At 42.9% G+C, this 15012-nt stretch carries 17 protein-coding genes; 6 read left to right on the forward strand and 11 right to left on the reverse strand.

All coding sequences use genetic code 11. The features are described from left to right. Positions 1-108: 108 nt before the first annotated feature. Positions 109-2256 carry a DNA helicase IV gene (helD, locus tag GFB47_RS14040; RefSeq protein ID WP_153448663.1) on the reverse strand — a complete coding sequence of 716 codons (2148 nt, stop codon included), beginning with the start codon at positions 2254-2256 and terminating at the stop codon, positions 109-111. Between the two features lie 209 nt (positions 2257-2465). Here helD and yccS point away from each other — a divergent pair, with 209 nt between their 5' ends. The 5 genes from yccS to GFB47_RS14065 all read left to right on the forward strand — a co-directional run bounded on the left by yccS (position 2466) and on the right by GFB47_RS14065 (position 8570). Continuing rightward, positions 2466-4667: a YccS family putative transporter gene (gene yccS, locus GFB47_RS14045; protein WP_153449016.1), complete on the forward strand. Its 2202-nt coding sequence runs from the start codon at positions 2466-2468 to the stop codon at positions 4665-4667. A 39-nt stretch (positions 4668-4706) separates the two neighbouring features. Next, positions 4707-5672, forward strand: a complete 966-nt coding sequence (locus tag GFB47_RS14050) for an HlyD family secretion protein (protein ID WP_153448664.1) — start codon at positions 4707-4709, stop codon at positions 5670-5672. 29 nt (positions 5673-5701) lie between these two features. Further along, positions 5702-6634, forward strand: coding sequence for an ABC transporter ATP-binding protein (locus tag GFB47_RS14055; protein WP_218619110.1), 933 nt, complete (start codon positions 5702-5704; stop codon positions 6632-6634). Continuing rightward, on the forward strand, positions 6631-7776 hold the full coding sequence (locus GFB47_RS14060) for an ABC transporter permease (protein WP_153448666.1): 1146 nt from the start codon (positions 6631-6633) through the stop codon (positions 7774-7776). The genes GFB47_RS14055 and GFB47_RS14060 overlap by 4 nt, the downstream gene beginning before the upstream one ends. Before the next feature lie 140 nt (positions 7777-7916). Beyond that, positions 7917-8570: a DsbA family oxidoreductase gene (locus GFB47_RS14065; RefSeq protein WP_153448667.1), complete on the forward strand. Its 654-nt coding sequence runs from the start codon at positions 7917-7919 to the stop codon at positions 8568-8570. Positions 8571-8635: 65 nt separating this feature from the next. On the opposite strand, the gene GFB47_RS14070 is transcribed toward GFB47_RS14065, so the two are convergent. Continuing rightward, positions 8636-9031 carry an ATP-binding protein gene (locus GFB47_RS14070; RefSeq protein ID WP_153449017.1) on the reverse strand — a complete coding sequence of 132 codons (396 nt, stop codon included), beginning with the start codon at positions 9029-9031 and terminating at the stop codon, positions 8636-8638. Between the two features lie 35 nt (positions 9032-9066). Further along, positions 9067-9681, reverse strand: coding sequence for a sugar O-acetyltransferase (locus GFB47_RS14075; protein WP_153448668.1), 615 nt, complete (start codon positions 9679-9681; stop codon positions 9067-9069). 127 nt (positions 9682-9808) lie between these two features. On the opposite strand from GFB47_RS14075, the gene GFB47_RS14080 reads away from it, so the two are divergent. Further along, a complete protein-coding gene (locus tag GFB47_RS14080; protein ID WP_153448669.1) occupies positions 9809-10693 on the forward strand; it encodes an NAD-dependent epimerase/dehydratase family protein in 885 nt (294 codons plus the stop codon). A gap of 39 nt (positions 10694-10732) precedes the next feature. Here the strand turns inward: GFB47_RS14080 and GFB47_RS14085 are convergent, their stop codons facing one another. The 8 genes from GFB47_RS14085 to GFB47_RS14120 all read right to left on the reverse strand — a co-directional run bounded on the left by GFB47_RS14085 (position 10733) and on the right by GFB47_RS14120 (position 14912). Further along, a complete protein-coding gene (locus GFB47_RS14085) occupies positions 10733-11161 on the reverse strand; it encodes a CBS domain-containing protein (protein WP_225874359.1) in 429 nt (142 codons plus the stop codon). Beyond that, positions 11133-11399, reverse strand: a complete 267-nt coding sequence (locus GFB47_RS14090; RefSeq protein WP_153448671.1) for a hypothetical protein — start codon at positions 11397-11399, stop codon at positions 11133-11135. Before GFB47_RS14090 ends, GFB47_RS14085 begins: the two co-directional genes overlap by 29 nt. Positions 11400-11596: 197 nt before the next feature. Then, positions 11597-12583 carry a phage major capsid family protein gene (locus GFB47_RS14095; protein ID WP_153448672.1) on the reverse strand — a complete coding sequence of 329 codons (987 nt, stop codon included), beginning with the start codon at positions 12581-12583 and terminating at the stop codon, positions 11597-11599. A 37-nt stretch (positions 12584-12620) separates the two neighbouring features. Then, positions 12621-12881, reverse strand: coding sequence for a hypothetical protein (locus GFB47_RS14100; RefSeq protein ID WP_153448673.1), 261 nt, complete (start codon positions 12879-12881; stop codon positions 12621-12623). Continuing rightward, a complete protein-coding gene (locus GFB47_RS14105; RefSeq protein WP_153448674.1) occupies positions 12882-13088 on the reverse strand; it encodes a hypothetical protein in 207 nt (68 codons plus the stop codon). A gap of 1 nt (position 13089) precedes the next feature. Next, the gene (locus GFB47_RS14110; RefSeq protein ID WP_153448675.1) at positions 13090-13680 is read right to left on the reverse strand and encodes a hypothetical protein; all 591 of its coding nucleotides are present in this window, start codon (positions 13678-13680) and stop codon (positions 13090-13092) included. Positions 13681-14008: 328 nt separating this feature from the next. Then, positions 14009-14395 carry a hypothetical protein gene (locus tag GFB47_RS14115; protein WP_153448676.1) on the reverse strand — a complete coding sequence of 129 codons (387 nt, stop codon included), beginning with the start codon at positions 14393-14395 and terminating at the stop codon, positions 14009-14011. 16 nt (positions 14396-14411) lie between these two features. Then, the gene (locus GFB47_RS14120) at positions 14412-14912 is read right to left on the reverse strand and encodes a hypothetical protein (RefSeq protein ID WP_153448677.1); all 501 of its coding nucleotides are present in this window, start codon (positions 14910-14912) and stop codon (positions 14412-14414) included. Positions 14913-15012: the final 100 nt, after the last annotated feature.

The following is a 15012-nucleotide window of genomic DNA, read 5'->3' on the forward strand; positions in this document are numbered from 1 at the left end:
ATTTACATAGTAAAATGGCTTGCGTTAGAGAAATCTAACCAAGCCATTTTTGTTTTTGAACTGCGGAAAAGTAACAAACACTCAACTCTAAAGCGTGCTCCTCAACCATCAACGCTTTTTAATATTGATCGGGTAGCGCCCTGCTTTTAATTCTTCGATAAACACCGATGGTTTGGCGTTATGTAAGATCCACAGTTTTTCTTTGGCACGGGTCATGGCGACATAAAATAAACGGCGCTCTTCGGCAAATGGGAATTTATCGCGCCCCATCAATAAAGCATCATGTAAATGTTGTTGACGTTCGATGGCTGGCAGTTGCCCATCATCGGTTGATACGATGATCACATAATCCGCTTCTTGCCCTTTACTGGCGTGGCAAGTTTTAAACTGAATATCTAAATGCAGGTGTTGTTTTTGTAACTTACTCAAGTCTTTAGGTTCATGGTAACGGTTTCGACCTAAAATTAGCACGGTTTTACGCTTGGTGGTTTGCTTCACGTTAAGCCCATCTAATATACCTTCAAGATGATGCATAGGCGCGATATTGACGGCTCTTTGTTTTTGATGCTTATGGCTATTAAGCTCTTTCTTGATCTGATATGGGTTCGATTGCACAAAGCGATTGGCTACCTCACCAATTTGATTATTAAAGCGATAGGTGGTGTCCAATGTTTCAATTTGTGCATGCGGGAAACGATTTTTAAAACCTGTAATTAATGTGACATCCGCGCCTGCAAAGCGATAAATTGCCTGCCAATCATCCCCCACGGCAAACAATGCACATGGTTGGGTTAAACTGGTTTGTACTAACGGCACTTTGGTGTGCGATTTTTGGCAGATCATATCCAGCAACTCTAAGCGACTTGGTGAAATATCTTGGTATTCATCCACCATTAAATAGCGCCAAGTTGGGATGAACTTGCCTTGCTTGATGTATTGTGTCGCTTTAAATATCATGCTGTTAAAGTCGATTTGTTGCTCGTCTTTTAACATTTTTTGCCATGCTTGATACGCCGGCCACGCCAGCATTAATTCGCTGCTTAACCTTGGGTAGTCGTCATGATCAACCAATTGTTGTTGCAGTTGTTTTTTGGTTTTTTGCAAACTCGACAGTTGATCGACTTGTTGCTCTACCCACGCCAATAGTTTTGGATTTTCAACATGTGAGCCTAATTCAACATCACCTTGTAAAAAGGCGATGGGCCATTCAGCTAAATGTTTCTGCCAACGTTTAAAATTAGTTTCTGTCATCCAATGCATTTTAAGCCAATGTGAGAACCAAGCACTTTTTTGCGCTGGCGTTGTGGCCAGTGATGAAACCTCAACATTCCCCCCTTCAACCGACTTAATTATATTCAACCCTAGCTGATGAAAAGTGCTCACTTGAATAGCGCTTGCGGCCTCACCCCATTTATCGGTTAAGCGTTGTTTCATTTCTTTGGCCGCTTCTCGACCAAATGCCACCATTAAAATCTGCTCGGCCGTCGCTTGCTTACTTTTCAGTAAATAGCCGACTTTCGCAGTTAAGACACTGGTTTTACCCGAACCCGCACCGGCTAAAACTAAGGTATGGTCATCATCCAATAACACCGCTTTTTGTTGCGAAGCATTGAGCGGCGAGCGTTCGCATTGATTGAAAAAATCAGCCCATTCACTGGTTTGATTTTGCAACCACACCTTATTACGTTGTTCGAGTGAGCGTTCTGGATAAGTTAACCAACGCTTTAAACCGCTCATCAATAACATGCCAGACGACAAAGATTCGCGCTGTTCTTTCTCATCCGCGTTGGGGAATAAATGAATAATATCAGCAAGTTCTAATTCTTTTTTACTTAAATCTTCACTAATATTATTGATCCAATGATGCAACGCTGAATGAGTGAGATAGCTGGGTTGATTGACTAACTCTTGCAGTTGTTTAAGCCAATTCGGTAATAGCTCGGCTAACGAATCATTTTGATCTTTTTGCCAATCTCGATACTGATGAATCGCATATTGCGCGAAACGTTGGCAGTCTTTCCAAGGCAGCCCTTGTACTAACCATTGCAGTTGTTCATCATCTTCCACATGAGCATGGAAGTATAAATTGCCCCACTTCAAACCATGCTCGACCGTGATATCGCCATTCCATGCACCAAACGGGATCTGAATTTCATCCAGTTGCGATGACAAGGTCACGCACTGATCCTTTAATTCCACTTGATGATATTCATTTTGAATAAAGAATTGAGCCATACGACTCGCGCTTAAAAACATGGGGCTTTTTCCTTTTACTTGGTCGACATCGGGCGTTCTGACCGTCAGCTCTAATCACTTTACCGGCAAATAATACCAGTAAGCGCGACAGAATTGTTAAAAACTTCCCTATTTCACACACTGTTACAGCGATAATGCACTAGGGTTTCCATGTTGAAAGCGCTATACTCAAAGCTATTAATATCGTTAAGGTTATTAGCATTTATATGATGTATTCATTGGGTCAATTTCGCCATTACTGGTCAAATAAAACCATTAATTATTGCGTAAGAATTTTAATTGCCCTACTTGGGGTCGTTTTGCCTTGTTGGTATTATCAATTTAATCACGAAATAACCCCGCTGATTCTAGGTGTTATTGCTGCTGCACTGGCTGAAACCGACGACAGTTTCACAGGACGGCTCAAGGCCCTCTTCCTCACCTTTATTTGCTTTGCGATTGCTTCTTTTTCAATCGAAATCTTATTCCCATTCCCACTATTATTTGCACTTGGCCTATTTACCAGTACCTTTGGTTTTATCATGTTGGGTGCGATTGGTCCACGTTATGCCAGTATTGCATTCGGTTCGTTATTAATTGCCATTTATACCATGCTAGGCATTCATATCAGCACCGATATTTGGACTCAACCAACGTTATTATTACTCGGCGCGGCATGGTATTCATTGGTGTCGATGGTATGGCAGATTTTTTGGCCGATGCAACCGGTCCAACAGGGTTTAGCCAATGTTTTTGCAGAACTGGCTAATTATCTAGAAGGGAAAAGTGATTTATTTCATCCGGTTGTCGGCTTAACCCCTCAACCTTATCGCATCTTAGAAACCAAGCTTAATGCCAGTACGGTCAACGCGTTAAATCAAGCCAAAAGCACCTTGCTGATCCGCTCTAAACGCGGGCATGTTGACGGCCCAAGCGACCGATATTTGCAAATGTATTTTCTAGCGCAAGATATCCATGAACGGATCAGTTCCAGTCATTATCGCTATCAAGATTTGGCCGAACATTTCTCACGCAGCGATGTTTTGTTTCGCTTTAAACATCTAATGATCACTCAAGCAAAAGCATGCCGTTCCATTTCAGAAGCATTAGAAACTGGTTCACAATATCAATACGATGGCGATTCCATTCTCGCGCTCGATGAGCTACAAGCCTCGATGCAATATTTAAAAGATCAACAAAATCCAGACTGGAAACTGCCTCTGGCGCAGTTGTTCTACCTGTTCAATAACTTGGTCACAGTTGAAAAGCAGCTTTCTAATGTCAGCAATCCCGATGCATCGACAATGACGATCGAGAATACCAGTGGTGAGGCTAACGATTACTCCTTGCATGATACTACCGCCCACACACCAAAAGTGATGTGGCAACGTATTCGCAATAATCTACATAAAGATTCGATGTTATTTCGTCATGCTTTAAGAATGTCGGTCGTACTCACCATTGGCTACGCGATTATTCAAGGCTTTGATCTCGAACGTGGCTATTGGATCATGTTGACCAGTTTATTTGTTTGCCAACCTAACTTTAGTGCCACTCGTCAAAAATTAGTTGCAAGAGTAATTGGTACCATTGTCGGCTTGATTGTCGGCAGTGTACTATTAACCTTATTCCCTTCTCAAGAGAGCCAGCTGGTGTTTTTAGTCGCATCTGGCACCTTATTCTTTGCTTTTAGAATGAATAACTATGGCTCTGCAACCGCTTTTATTACGTTACTGGTTTTATTTTGCTTTAATCAATTAGGTGAAGGTTACGCGGTTATTCTGCCTCGCTTAGCTGATACCATTATCGGTTGTGGATTAGCCGTATTGGCAGTGCGTTATTTGCTGCCCGATTGGGAGGCAAAAAAATTACACCGCGTGATGTCTGAAGCGATCCAAGCAAATAACCATTATCTTGGCCATATTATTGCGCAATATCGAGTTGGCAAACGTGATGATGTTAATTACCGATTGGCTCGTCGTGAGGCACATACTATGGATTCCACATTAAGTAGCACCATTAGTAATATGTTGGCCGAGCCGGATAAATATCGAAAAGCTATTGATGAAAGTTTTCGTTTCTTAACCCTAAACCATGCCATGTTAAGTTATATTTCGGCGCTTGGCGCTCATCGAAAACGCATTGATGATCCCGAAACGCATTTATTAATATTAGAAGCACATCAAGGGATCCACGATAATTTAGAATCGTTAGAACAGCATCTTCTGATTCAAGAAAGCGATATTTCACCGACATCATTAAGCAGCGAGCTCGACAAACGTTTAAGTGAATGGCGTGAGGGTGATGATGAATCGGTTCGCTTGATCTTGCAGCAGTTACACCTGGTTTATAGAATGTTGCCAGAGCTGTATTCATTGGCAAATAAATTTTCAGTCCGAACCGTTTTAGATGAGAACCCTAAAACTGCATAACGAGGCTTTAGAGGCGACATCAATAACATAGGGATCATTATGGGCGCTATCTCAACACTCTGGAAAACCGGTTCATTATTAGCGGCTGGCTTGCTGTTAACGGCTTGCGATATTAGCGGTTCCTCTTCACAAGCACTCGGCACACTCGAACGTGATCGCATTGCTCAAACTGCGGTCACTAATGAAGTGGTGGTTGAACTGCCGGTAGCAAAAGGCTCAACGGTCAACAAAGGCACGATCTTAGTTCGCCTTGATGACACCTATCAACAAGCCATTGTGAGTAAAACCCGCGCGCAAATGGTGCAAGCAAAAGCCAATTTAGATAAACTAGAAACGGGGCCACGCAAAGAAGATATTGCCGCCTCTCAAGCCAATGTTGCCGGTTCTAAAGCCAGTCTGGTGGATGCGCAAGCGACCTATAAGCGTCAGCAAACCTTAGTGAAACGTAAACTTGCCAGCCAATCCGATCTTGATCAAGCGCTCGCCAATCGTGATTCTGCCCAAGCCAAGCTCAATAGCGACCAACAAAACCTTAATGCTTTGCTCGCAGGTAATCGTGAAGAAGACATTCGCATTGCCAGCGCTGAACTTAAAACTCAACGTGCTCAACTGGCAGCTGAAAAGAAAAAGCTCGCCGATTTAACCATTCGCGCAACTCGTGATGGGGTGCTCGATAATTTACCGTGGAACTTAGGCGAACGTGTTACAGTCGGTAGCCCTGTCGCGATTTTACTCGCCAATAAAGCACCCTACGCTCGTATCTATATTCCAGAGCCAAAACGGGTCAATATTCATATTAACGACACCTTAACTGTGCATGTTGATGGATTAGAGCAAGCGATTAACGGCAAAGTGACATGGGTATCGAGTGAACCTGCATTCACCCCATACTACGCCTTAAACCAAGAAGATCGCGCTAATTTAATGTATTTAGCCGAAGTTCAACTGCCGGATGACTACACTAAACTGCCTTCTGGGATCCCCGTTCAAGTGGATTTGCCATGAGTGAAGCAAAAGTAAACAATAAAACAGACATCAGCGAATTTGCGATTCAAACCGAACAATTAAGCCGCAGTTTTGGGGACTTAAAAGCGATTGATTCGCTCGATTTGCAGGTTAAAAAAGCGGAAATCTATGGTTTTTTGGGGCCTAATGGCTCGGGAAAAACCACCGCAATTCGAATGCTGACAGGGTTATTAAGCCCCACTAGCGGCAGTATTAACGTGCTCGGGCATTCATTGCCACAAGATGCTGAAAAGTTACGCCGAAAGATTGGTTATATGACGCAGAAATTCTCGTTATATGACGATCTCACGGTACAAGAAAATTTGCGCTTTATCGCTAAAATTTATGGTCTACGCGCCAAACAACAAAAACAACGGATTGAACAACTGCTGTCGGTTTACGGTCTCGATCAACGTAAAAACCAATTAGCAGGCAGTATGAGTGGCGGTCAAAGGCAACGTTTAGCTCTTGCCGCCTCCACTTTGCATCAGCCCGACTTACTGTTTTTAGATGAACCGACTTCCGCGGTCGATCCTGAAAATCGACGCGAATTTTGGGAGCAGTTGTTTGATCTATGCGAACAAGGCACCACGATTTTAGTCTCAACTCACTATATGGATGAAGCTGAACGTTGCCATAAATTGGCGATTTTAGAGTCTGGTTTTAAACGCGCCGATGGTTCACCGGATGAGTTAATGGCGCAACTTGGCGCTCATGTCATTGAAATTGAAAGCCATAACTTACGCCAGTTGAAACAACACCTTATTTTGCAACCACAAGTGATCAGCGCCGCGCAATTAGGCTCTCGTCTACGGGTGTTAATTCAAGATAGCCAAAGCGATCCGGTGGCATTTTTACGCCATCAAGCCCCGTTAAGTAATTTCAAGCCTGAGCAATTTTCACAAGTTCGCCCTAGCCTTGAAGATGTGTTTGTCACTTGCACCGGAGATGGTAGACAATGATGTTTTTATCTCGTATTCAAGCCATCTTCTTTAAAGAGTTATTGCAACTTAAACGCGATAAAATGACGTTTCGTATGATCATTTTAATCCCTATTATTCAACTGCTTTTATTTGGTTATGCGATTAATACCAATGTGCGCCATATTCCGGTTGGGGTGGTCGATTTAAGCCAAACAACGTTAAGCCGAGTATTAGTCCAAACGGTAGAAGCGACTCAAACCGTGAGCTTTACCAAGCAATATACCGATTTAAACCAAGCGCAAAAAGACGTTGCCAGCGCCAAAATTCGCGCCGTTTTGTATATTCCGCCTGATTTATCGCAACGCTTGGTGCGCAATAATGCCATTGGACAAAGTACCCCACCGGCCACCAGTGGCGAAACCAGCCGCCCGATCGCGCAATGGATTATCGATGGCTCTGACACCATAATAGCCTCGACGATCAAAAGCTTGCGTTCCATGCCATTAACCGAATTATTGGATAAACCGGCTAATCAAGTCACGCCAACCTTTGCCGCCACCATTTTGTACAATCCCGAGCAGCGCACCGCAGTCAATATCATTCCCGGACTGGTCGCGGTTATTCTTACCATGACGATGATTATGTTTACATCTGCGGCGATTGTACGCGAACGTGAACGCGGCAATATGGAAATGCTGATCACTACCCCAGTGCGTTCAATCGAACTGATGATTGGTAAAGTGATCCCCTATTTATTTATTGGCTTAATCCAAACCAGTATTATTTTAGCGCTCGGTTATTTCCTATTTAATATTTCGGTACAAGGTGGCTTAGTGTCACTCGGTATTGCGACTTTGTTATTTATTCTGGCGAGCTTGGCATTAGGCTTAGTGCTGTCGACCATTGCCACTAATCAACTGCAAGCGATGCAAATGACGGTGTTTATCCTACTGCCCTCAATCTTACTTTCAGGCTTTATGTTTCCTTATGATGGCATGCCAGTGGTGGCGCAATATATCTCTGAAATTCTGCCCGCCACCCATTTTATGCGCTTGATAAGAGGCGTCATTTTACGCGACGCCGCCATCGCAGACATGAGTTACGATGCGTTATGGTTACTTGGCTTTAGCGTAGTTGGTATGATTATTGCCTCACTCAGATTTAAGAAGCATTTAGATTGATTAAACAGCAAGCAAATTATTTTGCTGGGTGAGATCACACTTTAGTGGTAATTTTTGTGCCTTATTCCTATTGACTCTCAGCCATCAACTTACATAATGAGATCCTATTTTTTAAACATCATCATTGGCAAGGTTGCAGCATGTCCGATATAAAACTCAAAATTGATATCATTTCAGATCTTGTCTGCCCTTGGTGTGTGATCGGCGTTAAGCACTTGCGTAATGCTGTGGTGAAAAATAACTGGCAACATCAGATTGCGGTAGAATGGTATCCGTTTGAGCTAAACCCTGATATGCCCGCAGAAGGCGAAAACTTACGCGATCATATTGTGCGTAAATACGGGATCAGCGAGCAAGAAAGTGACCGCAATCGCCAACATTTGATTGAGTGTGGCAAAAAGGTTAATTTCGATTTTAACTTCACCGACCAATCTCGCATTTACAATACTCGTCATTGCCATGTTTTACTCGATTACGCCTATTCATTAGGGCTGCAAACTCAGCTTATTATCGCTCTGGTGACCGGCTACTTTACCGATGGTAAAAATATTTCAGATATTGAAGTATTACTCGAAATTGGTGAATCTGTTGGTCTTGAAGCCGCTGAAATGCTGGCTCATCTAAGTGATGCTTCTGAAAATGACAAAATTGATGTGATTGAAAATCAATGGATCGAAATGGGAATAAGCGGCGTACCAACAATGGTATTTAATAATGAAACCGCTATCACAGGCGCGCAAAGCGTTGAAGATTACGAAAAAATCCTACGACCATTTTTTGAAACTGAAGAATAAGCCACTACGGTTATACCAATTCCATTAAAATGAGATTCATTTGAATAAGTGGTTTATCAAGGAGTTTACGACTCTTCCCACTTGCGCTTCATATTTGCCAGTACGCTGGCGTCGATATTGTGCACTGTGCCAAACTCGCCTCGGCATACTTGAATTTCAATCGTAATATTCAGTTGCTGCGCGAGCTCTTGATACACTTTCATCTCCCACAAGCAAACAAATGTATTCGACACGATCACACTGAACCCTTGTGTTAAATGTTGGCGGGTTTGTTGCTGGCACCACTCATGTGCATCACTGAGCTTTTTAGCATCAAAGCGATAATGACCTTTAGCGTTGACAAAATACATGTCGGTTTCTAAGTGGATCGCGCCAGTTTGTTGCGCTAATTGTGCCGCCAACGTCGATTTACCAGAGCCGGGCAAACCACGAACTAAGGTTAAAGTTGGGCGAGGCCCCACACTGCTGAGTTTTGTCTCATTGATAATCAAATGGCTTAACCCCACCCTTCTAATCCGTGTTTTTTCAATAGCGCATCCACCTCAGCTTGAGTTGGCATTTTGCCATGTTCAATGGTTTTGATCACTTTGCACGGGTTACCCACGGCAATCACGTTATCAGGAATATCTTTGGTGACCACACTGCCCGCGCCAATCACACTATTGCTGCCAATAGTGACGCCGCCTAACACAATCGAACCAGCACCTATCCACACACAATCGCCAATCGAGATCGGCTCACCACAGGCAAAAGGTTGAATACGTTCACTTAATAAAATCGGATGACTGGCAGCGCACAGTTGCACATTTGGCGCGATCAATACATGATCGCCAATGGTAACGGGCGCAATATCGAGCACAGTTAAACCATAATTGATAAATCCGCCTTTACCAATGGTAAAATTTTGGCCAATATCACAGATAAAGGGTGGCTCGATATGGGTGCCTTGGTAATTAATGATGATCTTTTTTAAGATCGAGCGACGCAGTTCTATCTCTCTCGGTCTGGAGTGATTAAAATCATACAGCAGCTCTCTGCATTCCATTTGTTTTTCAAGTAGATCATTACAAATTAAGGTTTGGACACTAAAGTCACTCAGTTTATTTGCCATGCTGCGCTCTATGTGAAATTTTGAATGAAGGGAATTTTATACTACTTTATGATTTTATGCTGCTTTGTGGTTAGCGTATACCACAAAAATTGGTTTAGAAGATAACAATTTAGGGACAATTCAATTTATGGATAAAAATATCAGTATATGTGGTTGCGGCTGGTTAGGTTTGGCGCTGGCTAAGTCGCTAGTCTCTGATGGTTATTGCGTTTATGGTTCAAAACAAAATCTGGACGAAGTGGTTGGCCTTAAAGAATACGGTATTCATGGGGTGCAACTTCAGCTGCCTTTGATTGACCATTCCAACAACAATCTTAGCAATCAGATTGGTCACGATAACAACGATAAGTATACAAAATTAAACGCCTTTTTCAGCTCTGATGTATTGTTCATTAATTTGCCACCGCGCCGTAAACCCAATAGCGCGCAGCAATTTAAACACAATGTGATGCAAGTATCTGAACAAGCAAAATTGCATTGCATTAAAAAAGTCATCTTCATTAGTACCACCAGCGTTTATGCCGATTGTCACGGAGAGATCACCGAAGACACGCCAACTAAGCCAAATACCGACTCAGGTCAGGCACATGTTTGGCTGGAAAATGAATTACGTCAACAGTGGCAAGATAATTTGGTGGTGTTGCGATTATCAGGCTTAATAGGCCCAGACCGTCACCCAGCTAAGCATATTGTGAAGCGATATCTGTCTAGCCAAGAGGCGCTTGATAATGGCTTAACACCGGTGAACTTAATCCACCAGCACGACATCATTTGCGCTATTCAATCGATACTCCAACATTGGCCTGAACGTAAAGTTTTGCATCTTTCCGCCCATTCTCATCCAACCCGCGCGGATTATTATCAAGCGATGGCGCAGCATCTTGGCTTAACCCAGCCTGAGTTTGTTAGCAATGGTGAAAACAATAAATGGATTAATGCCGAGCAAAGTTACCAAGCGCTTAGGTTAACCTTGAAATATGGTGACTTGATGGCGTTTAAGCCTTATGAATGAGTATATACCTTCGATTTAAGCGCTTAATTCTACTTAAATTTAGCCTTTTTGATTCACTGAATACAGCGCACCAATCAGATCCGATTGAGTAATGATGCCGCACAGTTTTTGTTCAGAATCGAGCACAGGAATATGATGCAAACCAATGTCAGAAAGAAGCGGCACTAACGCGACAATATGATCGGTGTCTTTTACCGCCGTCACATTGGTGACCATCAGATCTTGCACTCGATTATTGACTTCTTTTTTATGTTTGCGTTTCACCAATATCACGCTCAAATGTTGCAGCAAACCCGAATAACTCGGTACAGCTAAGTTTTTAAGAAAGTCGACACTGGAAATCACCCCTAACAATTCTTGATTATCATTAACCACGGGTAACATGCTGATTTTATGTTTATGCAGTAACTTCCATGCCTTACCTAATGAAGCATCTTGGCTAATCGTTATACATCGTGTGAATAATATCTCGACTTAATACTTCGCCACTGCGCCTTTGATAAGCATGACGTTGCGCTTGCTGATAGATCTGTTCTAAGTCTTGCTCGCTGACCGCTAGTACGGTATCGAAACTGTTGATTGCTTGCATTAAATCTTCTTGCTGCAAACCTAAACGTTTAAGTGGGCTTTGATCATTGTGCAAATGCACCGGATAAAATCGCTCTGGCAAAGCTGACGGCTTTCTGAGTAAAACCCAGCGATTCAAGATTAAACCCGCAAAACTCAAGAAAACAAAGGGCTCATGTGATTTAACCCTAAAAAAAGTAACACTCAGAGTAACATCAGTCAAACGTTATTTTAAGTTCTGTGTACTAGCAGCCTCTCCTTTTTGTTTAGCTCAATAAAAAGGGCTACCCGACCGGATACTCCTTAACTGATAACTTGTGACGCTGTAATCGTTCTCTATGAGACGGTAATCAATGTTACTGGAGTGATTAACTCGTATGAAATATTAAGCTGGGTTTTGTAACTAACGATTTCCTGTTGCAAGCCGCTTGTAATTGATACGCCGGTTTGTTGAATATATTGAGCAATTCCACCAGCCGTAGATCCACGGGCAACCAATTTCGGTGCTGGGTCGTTCTCGTCAAGTTGCACGATCGCGGTTTGTTTATCCGAAATAATTTCCAATGAGTTACCATCAGCGGCGCAAACTAAATCATTATTACCAATGATCAAAATATTGTCATCTGCACATTCGGCACTTGGTAGCAGTTCGAACAATTCAGAATTGAACTTATTTTTATTCAGCGCAACCATTGCGAACCCTAACAAGGCCGGTGGTACTACGATAAATACTTTCTTATTAAATGCTAATTTCTTGCCCACTTCATCAATAAAAACAGACTCGCGATCTGTTGCCGTTGCCGTTACTGCCACGTTAGAACCCGTCGCAAGCAATCCTGCTGGGTTGCGTACCGATTCAGCGGTCGTTGAAAGCAAGTTTTGCTCTAGTGCGCGATTGATTGAGCGACCAATAACAAACTGACTGATAAAGCTCTCTAGCTGGCCGTTTGAGCCGTCTAGGCTTTCGCGTGTTGCGTTGGCAATACAAGCAAGCTTGTGCTGCGCCTTGAGGCGTTTTGATGTGATCACTGAGTTAATTACGGGAATCATTTCACCTTCACCGATAAAGCCGCAACCATCAGCATCACCGCCAATTGGAATAACAGTGGTCTTGTTTAGATCTACAGTTTTGACACTCGAATCTGTAAAGATAGATAGTGCACTTGCCGGCATATTAGGCGTGATAAGACTAGATAATTGGTCTTGAATCAATACGTCACTGGTTCCGGTTCCAGTTTCGTGGATCGGTACTTCACTTTTTGCAAAATAACCAATCGTACCTTGTGCGGTCGCTGCCGCTTTAATAATCTGCTGAATACTCATTGTTTTGATTTCCTAAAAATTAATATAAAAGATGGTGCTAGACCGTTGTGACTAACACGTTATTGCTGTCAGCGTTCCACGTCGCCCACTCAGCTGCAAAATCTCGCCCGCTTGAACTATCATCACTCTCAATTGTTGATCCATAAAAACAACCGTAATATTCAACCTTGCCAGCATAAGTAAAACGGGTAATAAAAGGGCGCCCCGCTTGTGCTGGCGTTAACCCTAACTGCTCAGCTCGGGAACCTTTCACAAGCGGCTTGTAAATCGTGTCCAGTTTCGTGATTAATGGGTTCATTTAAACACGCTCTAACATTTCGTTGATTGTTAGTTCACCGCAGTTTTTGAACACTCGAAGCGTATATCGCCCACTCGATAATTCTTTGGTAAACTCCGCATCGGTTGCAGGTCGATACTTATTGCGTGCTAGACACTTCACCGCGCCGCTCTTGTTGACTACATACGATGGCTGGCCACCGCTTAATAATACGATTTGTCGACTCATTTTAAGCCCCTTGTTCGATTGATTTAAGCCATTCAATGGCCGCTTGTCGTTTAGTAATGCCTTTGCACTTCGCAGCTTGAGCGATTGTGATAGGCGCGTTGTCTTTCATTTCTTTCATGCGCTTCATTAAAGCAATATCTTCTTCGCTTTTTAGAATAACGGCCAGGGGATTAGATCCGATTGCGCAAATGCTCAATTCTAAAATCCTCACACCAGTTTTAATATGTAGGCCTGTAAAATTTCCGTTTGCATCTTTCATGACATCATAGCCAGAAGGCGCGACGGTAAAGCCGATCGACGTAGCAGCCCACGCTCCCGATTTTGCATTATCGAAGCCTTTTTGTGATTGCTCGCCGTTGACGTAGTGATCATCAAAATTCATATTTACTACGAGTACGTTACCTTGAGCCTTGGCGCTATATCTTAGCCGCCAATCCTCGTTATACCCGATCGTTGTTCCGCTAGCGTGGTTCGAGAAAATGGGGATCGATCGGTCATTCATTTCTGTGACGTCGTAACTTGTCGTTTCTATAATGTCGCCGTCAAGATCGACCACCGCGCTTGAGCAAATTGCATTTAAAGTGAATTTCATCTTGCTTAAATCCTATTGATTAAAATAAAAGCTTAAGGTGGTGCGGCTGTTTCGCAATCAAAGCAGCGTACGCAGAAAACGTTAACCCTGATCACTTCTAACTAGCTTGTCACCGTTGAACCGTTCCGAGGACGGCAACCAGCCGCACCACTTAAGCCCTCTTCATGTACACATTTTAACAGTAATGTACACCAAAAACGTGATCTGCGATCTGTTAGCTGCCCACTTGGTAATCTAGTACACACTTTTTTTCTGTGGTTGATACCTCACTTTTGTTTCAAGTGGTGGTATATGCGTCGCCTTGATCGTGATTTGTTGCGTTGATTCTTCACTTTTTACCCTGCCAGATGTCATAAACCATCGTGCCGTGAAGCATGTCGGCAAAGTTGTTCGCGTAATCTAGCTCTAGTAAGTATTCGCCATTGCTGCCGACCAAACGCAACTCATGATCACCCAAAATAAAAGGCGAACGACTACAAATGCGGCTCATGTCGTCGATAAGTAAACGGCACTTATAGACGTCTACATCATGATCGGCAATGTGATTGATAAATCCTAGCAGGTCGTCACGGCTGCCTATACTGTCGGGTACTTCAATATCGTGCTCAATAATACGAGCATTCATTAATAATCGTTTAGACCAATGCCCTTTGTTGAGCTTGTCGATCTGTTTCATATCGTAATAATCTCGATGTTCATCACTTACATGCAGCATTAGCAATTACTTCCTTTTATTTTTTCACTGGTTTGATGTAGTCAGGCAACGGTTTTTTTGTTGCAGTGGGCTTTGGTTGGGCTGGCTGGCGATAAGTCGGGGCATTGCGTTCTGCTGTTGCCGCTGCTCGCTTTCGTTGCACTTGTGACTCATTTTTACCACTTGCGATCAAGTTTAGGCTACGAAATAGGCTCATTTTTCGGGTATATAACGCATCTGCAATCTGTAAAAGTGGGTTCTGTTTTACTGCTCCGCTGGCGGTAGTGATCACAAAATCAAAGTTGCGTTTTCTCATTTGCTTTTGTACGTCGTTCAGCTGATCTTCTACGAAACAAAGATCGGTTAGTGTTGCCAATTCAGAAGAGTTTAAGCTTAGTAACTCGCGCTTGTACTTCTCAAAGATCGCCTGCTGTGCCTTGGTTCGTAGCTGATCTGGGCATTTTGTCGCCATAACTTCGGCATAAGCTAAATTGTCGCGTTGCATGTTATGCGCGGATCGGTTTCGGTTGTCATCCATAATGATTCCTTAAATTTAAAATAAATATTGACTTAAAAAATAGTTCTGGTATGGTAAAGACATGATTTTACGCCTGAATTATTCATTTCACACTTTAAAA

It is taken from the genome of Vibrio algicola (assembly GCF_009601765.2).
In the GTDB taxonomy this organism is placed as follows: domain Bacteria; phylum Pseudomonadota; class Gammaproteobacteria; order Enterobacterales; family Vibrionaceae; genus Vibrio; species Vibrio algicola.

What these genes read in the sequence shown, in the direction of transcription:
- helD (WP_153448663.1), bottom strand. Translation starts at nt 2,256, where the DNA reads ATGTTTTTAAGCGCGAGTCGTATGGCTCAATTCTTTATTCAAAATGAA.
- yccS (WP_153449016.1), top strand. Translation starts at nt 2,466, where the DNA reads ATGTATTCATTGGGTCAATTTCGCCATTACTGGTCAAATAAAACCATT.
- GFB47_RS14050 (WP_153448664.1), top strand. Translation starts at nt 4,707, where the DNA reads ATGGGCGCTATCTCAACACTCTGGAAAACCGGTTCATTATTAGCGGCT.
- GFB47_RS14060 (WP_153448666.1), top strand. Translation starts at nt 6,631, where the DNA reads ATGATGTTTTTATCTCGTATTCAAGCCATCTTCTTTAAAGAGTTATTG.
- GFB47_RS14065 (WP_153448667.1), top strand. Translation starts at nt 7,917, where the DNA reads ATGTCCGATATAAAACTCAAAATTGATATCATTTCAGATCTTGTCTGC.
- GFB47_RS14075 (WP_153448668.1), bottom strand. Translation starts at nt 9,681, where the DNA reads ATGGCAAATAAACTGAGTGACTTTAGTGTCCAAACCTTAATTTGTAAT.
- GFB47_RS14080 (WP_153448669.1), top strand. Translation starts at nt 9,809, where the DNA reads ATGGATAAAAATATCAGTATATGTGGTTGCGGCTGGTTAGGTTTGGCG.
- GFB47_RS14095 (WP_153448672.1), bottom strand. Translation starts at nt 12,583, where the DNA reads ATGAGTATTCAGCAGATTATTAAAGCGGCAGCGACCGCACAAGGTACG.
- GFB47_RS14100 (WP_153448673.1), bottom strand. Translation starts at nt 12,881, where the DNA reads ATGAACCCATTAATCACGAAACTGGACACGATTTACAAGCCGCTTGTG.
- GFB47_RS14105 (WP_153448674.1), bottom strand. Translation starts at nt 13,088, where the DNA reads ATGAGTCGACAAATCGTATTATTAAGCGGTGGCCAGCCATCGTATGTA.
- GFB47_RS14110 (WP_153448675.1), bottom strand. Translation starts at nt 13,680, where the DNA reads ATGAAATTCACTTTAAATGCAATTTGCTCAAGCGCGGTGGTCGATCTT.
- GFB47_RS14115 (WP_153448676.1), bottom strand. Translation starts at nt 14,395, where the DNA reads ATGCTGCATGTAAGTGATGAACATCGAGATTATTACGATATGAAACAG.
- GFB47_RS14120 (WP_153448677.1), bottom strand. Translation starts at nt 14,912, where the DNA reads ATGGATGACAACCGAAACCGATCCGCGCATAACATGCAACGCGACAAT.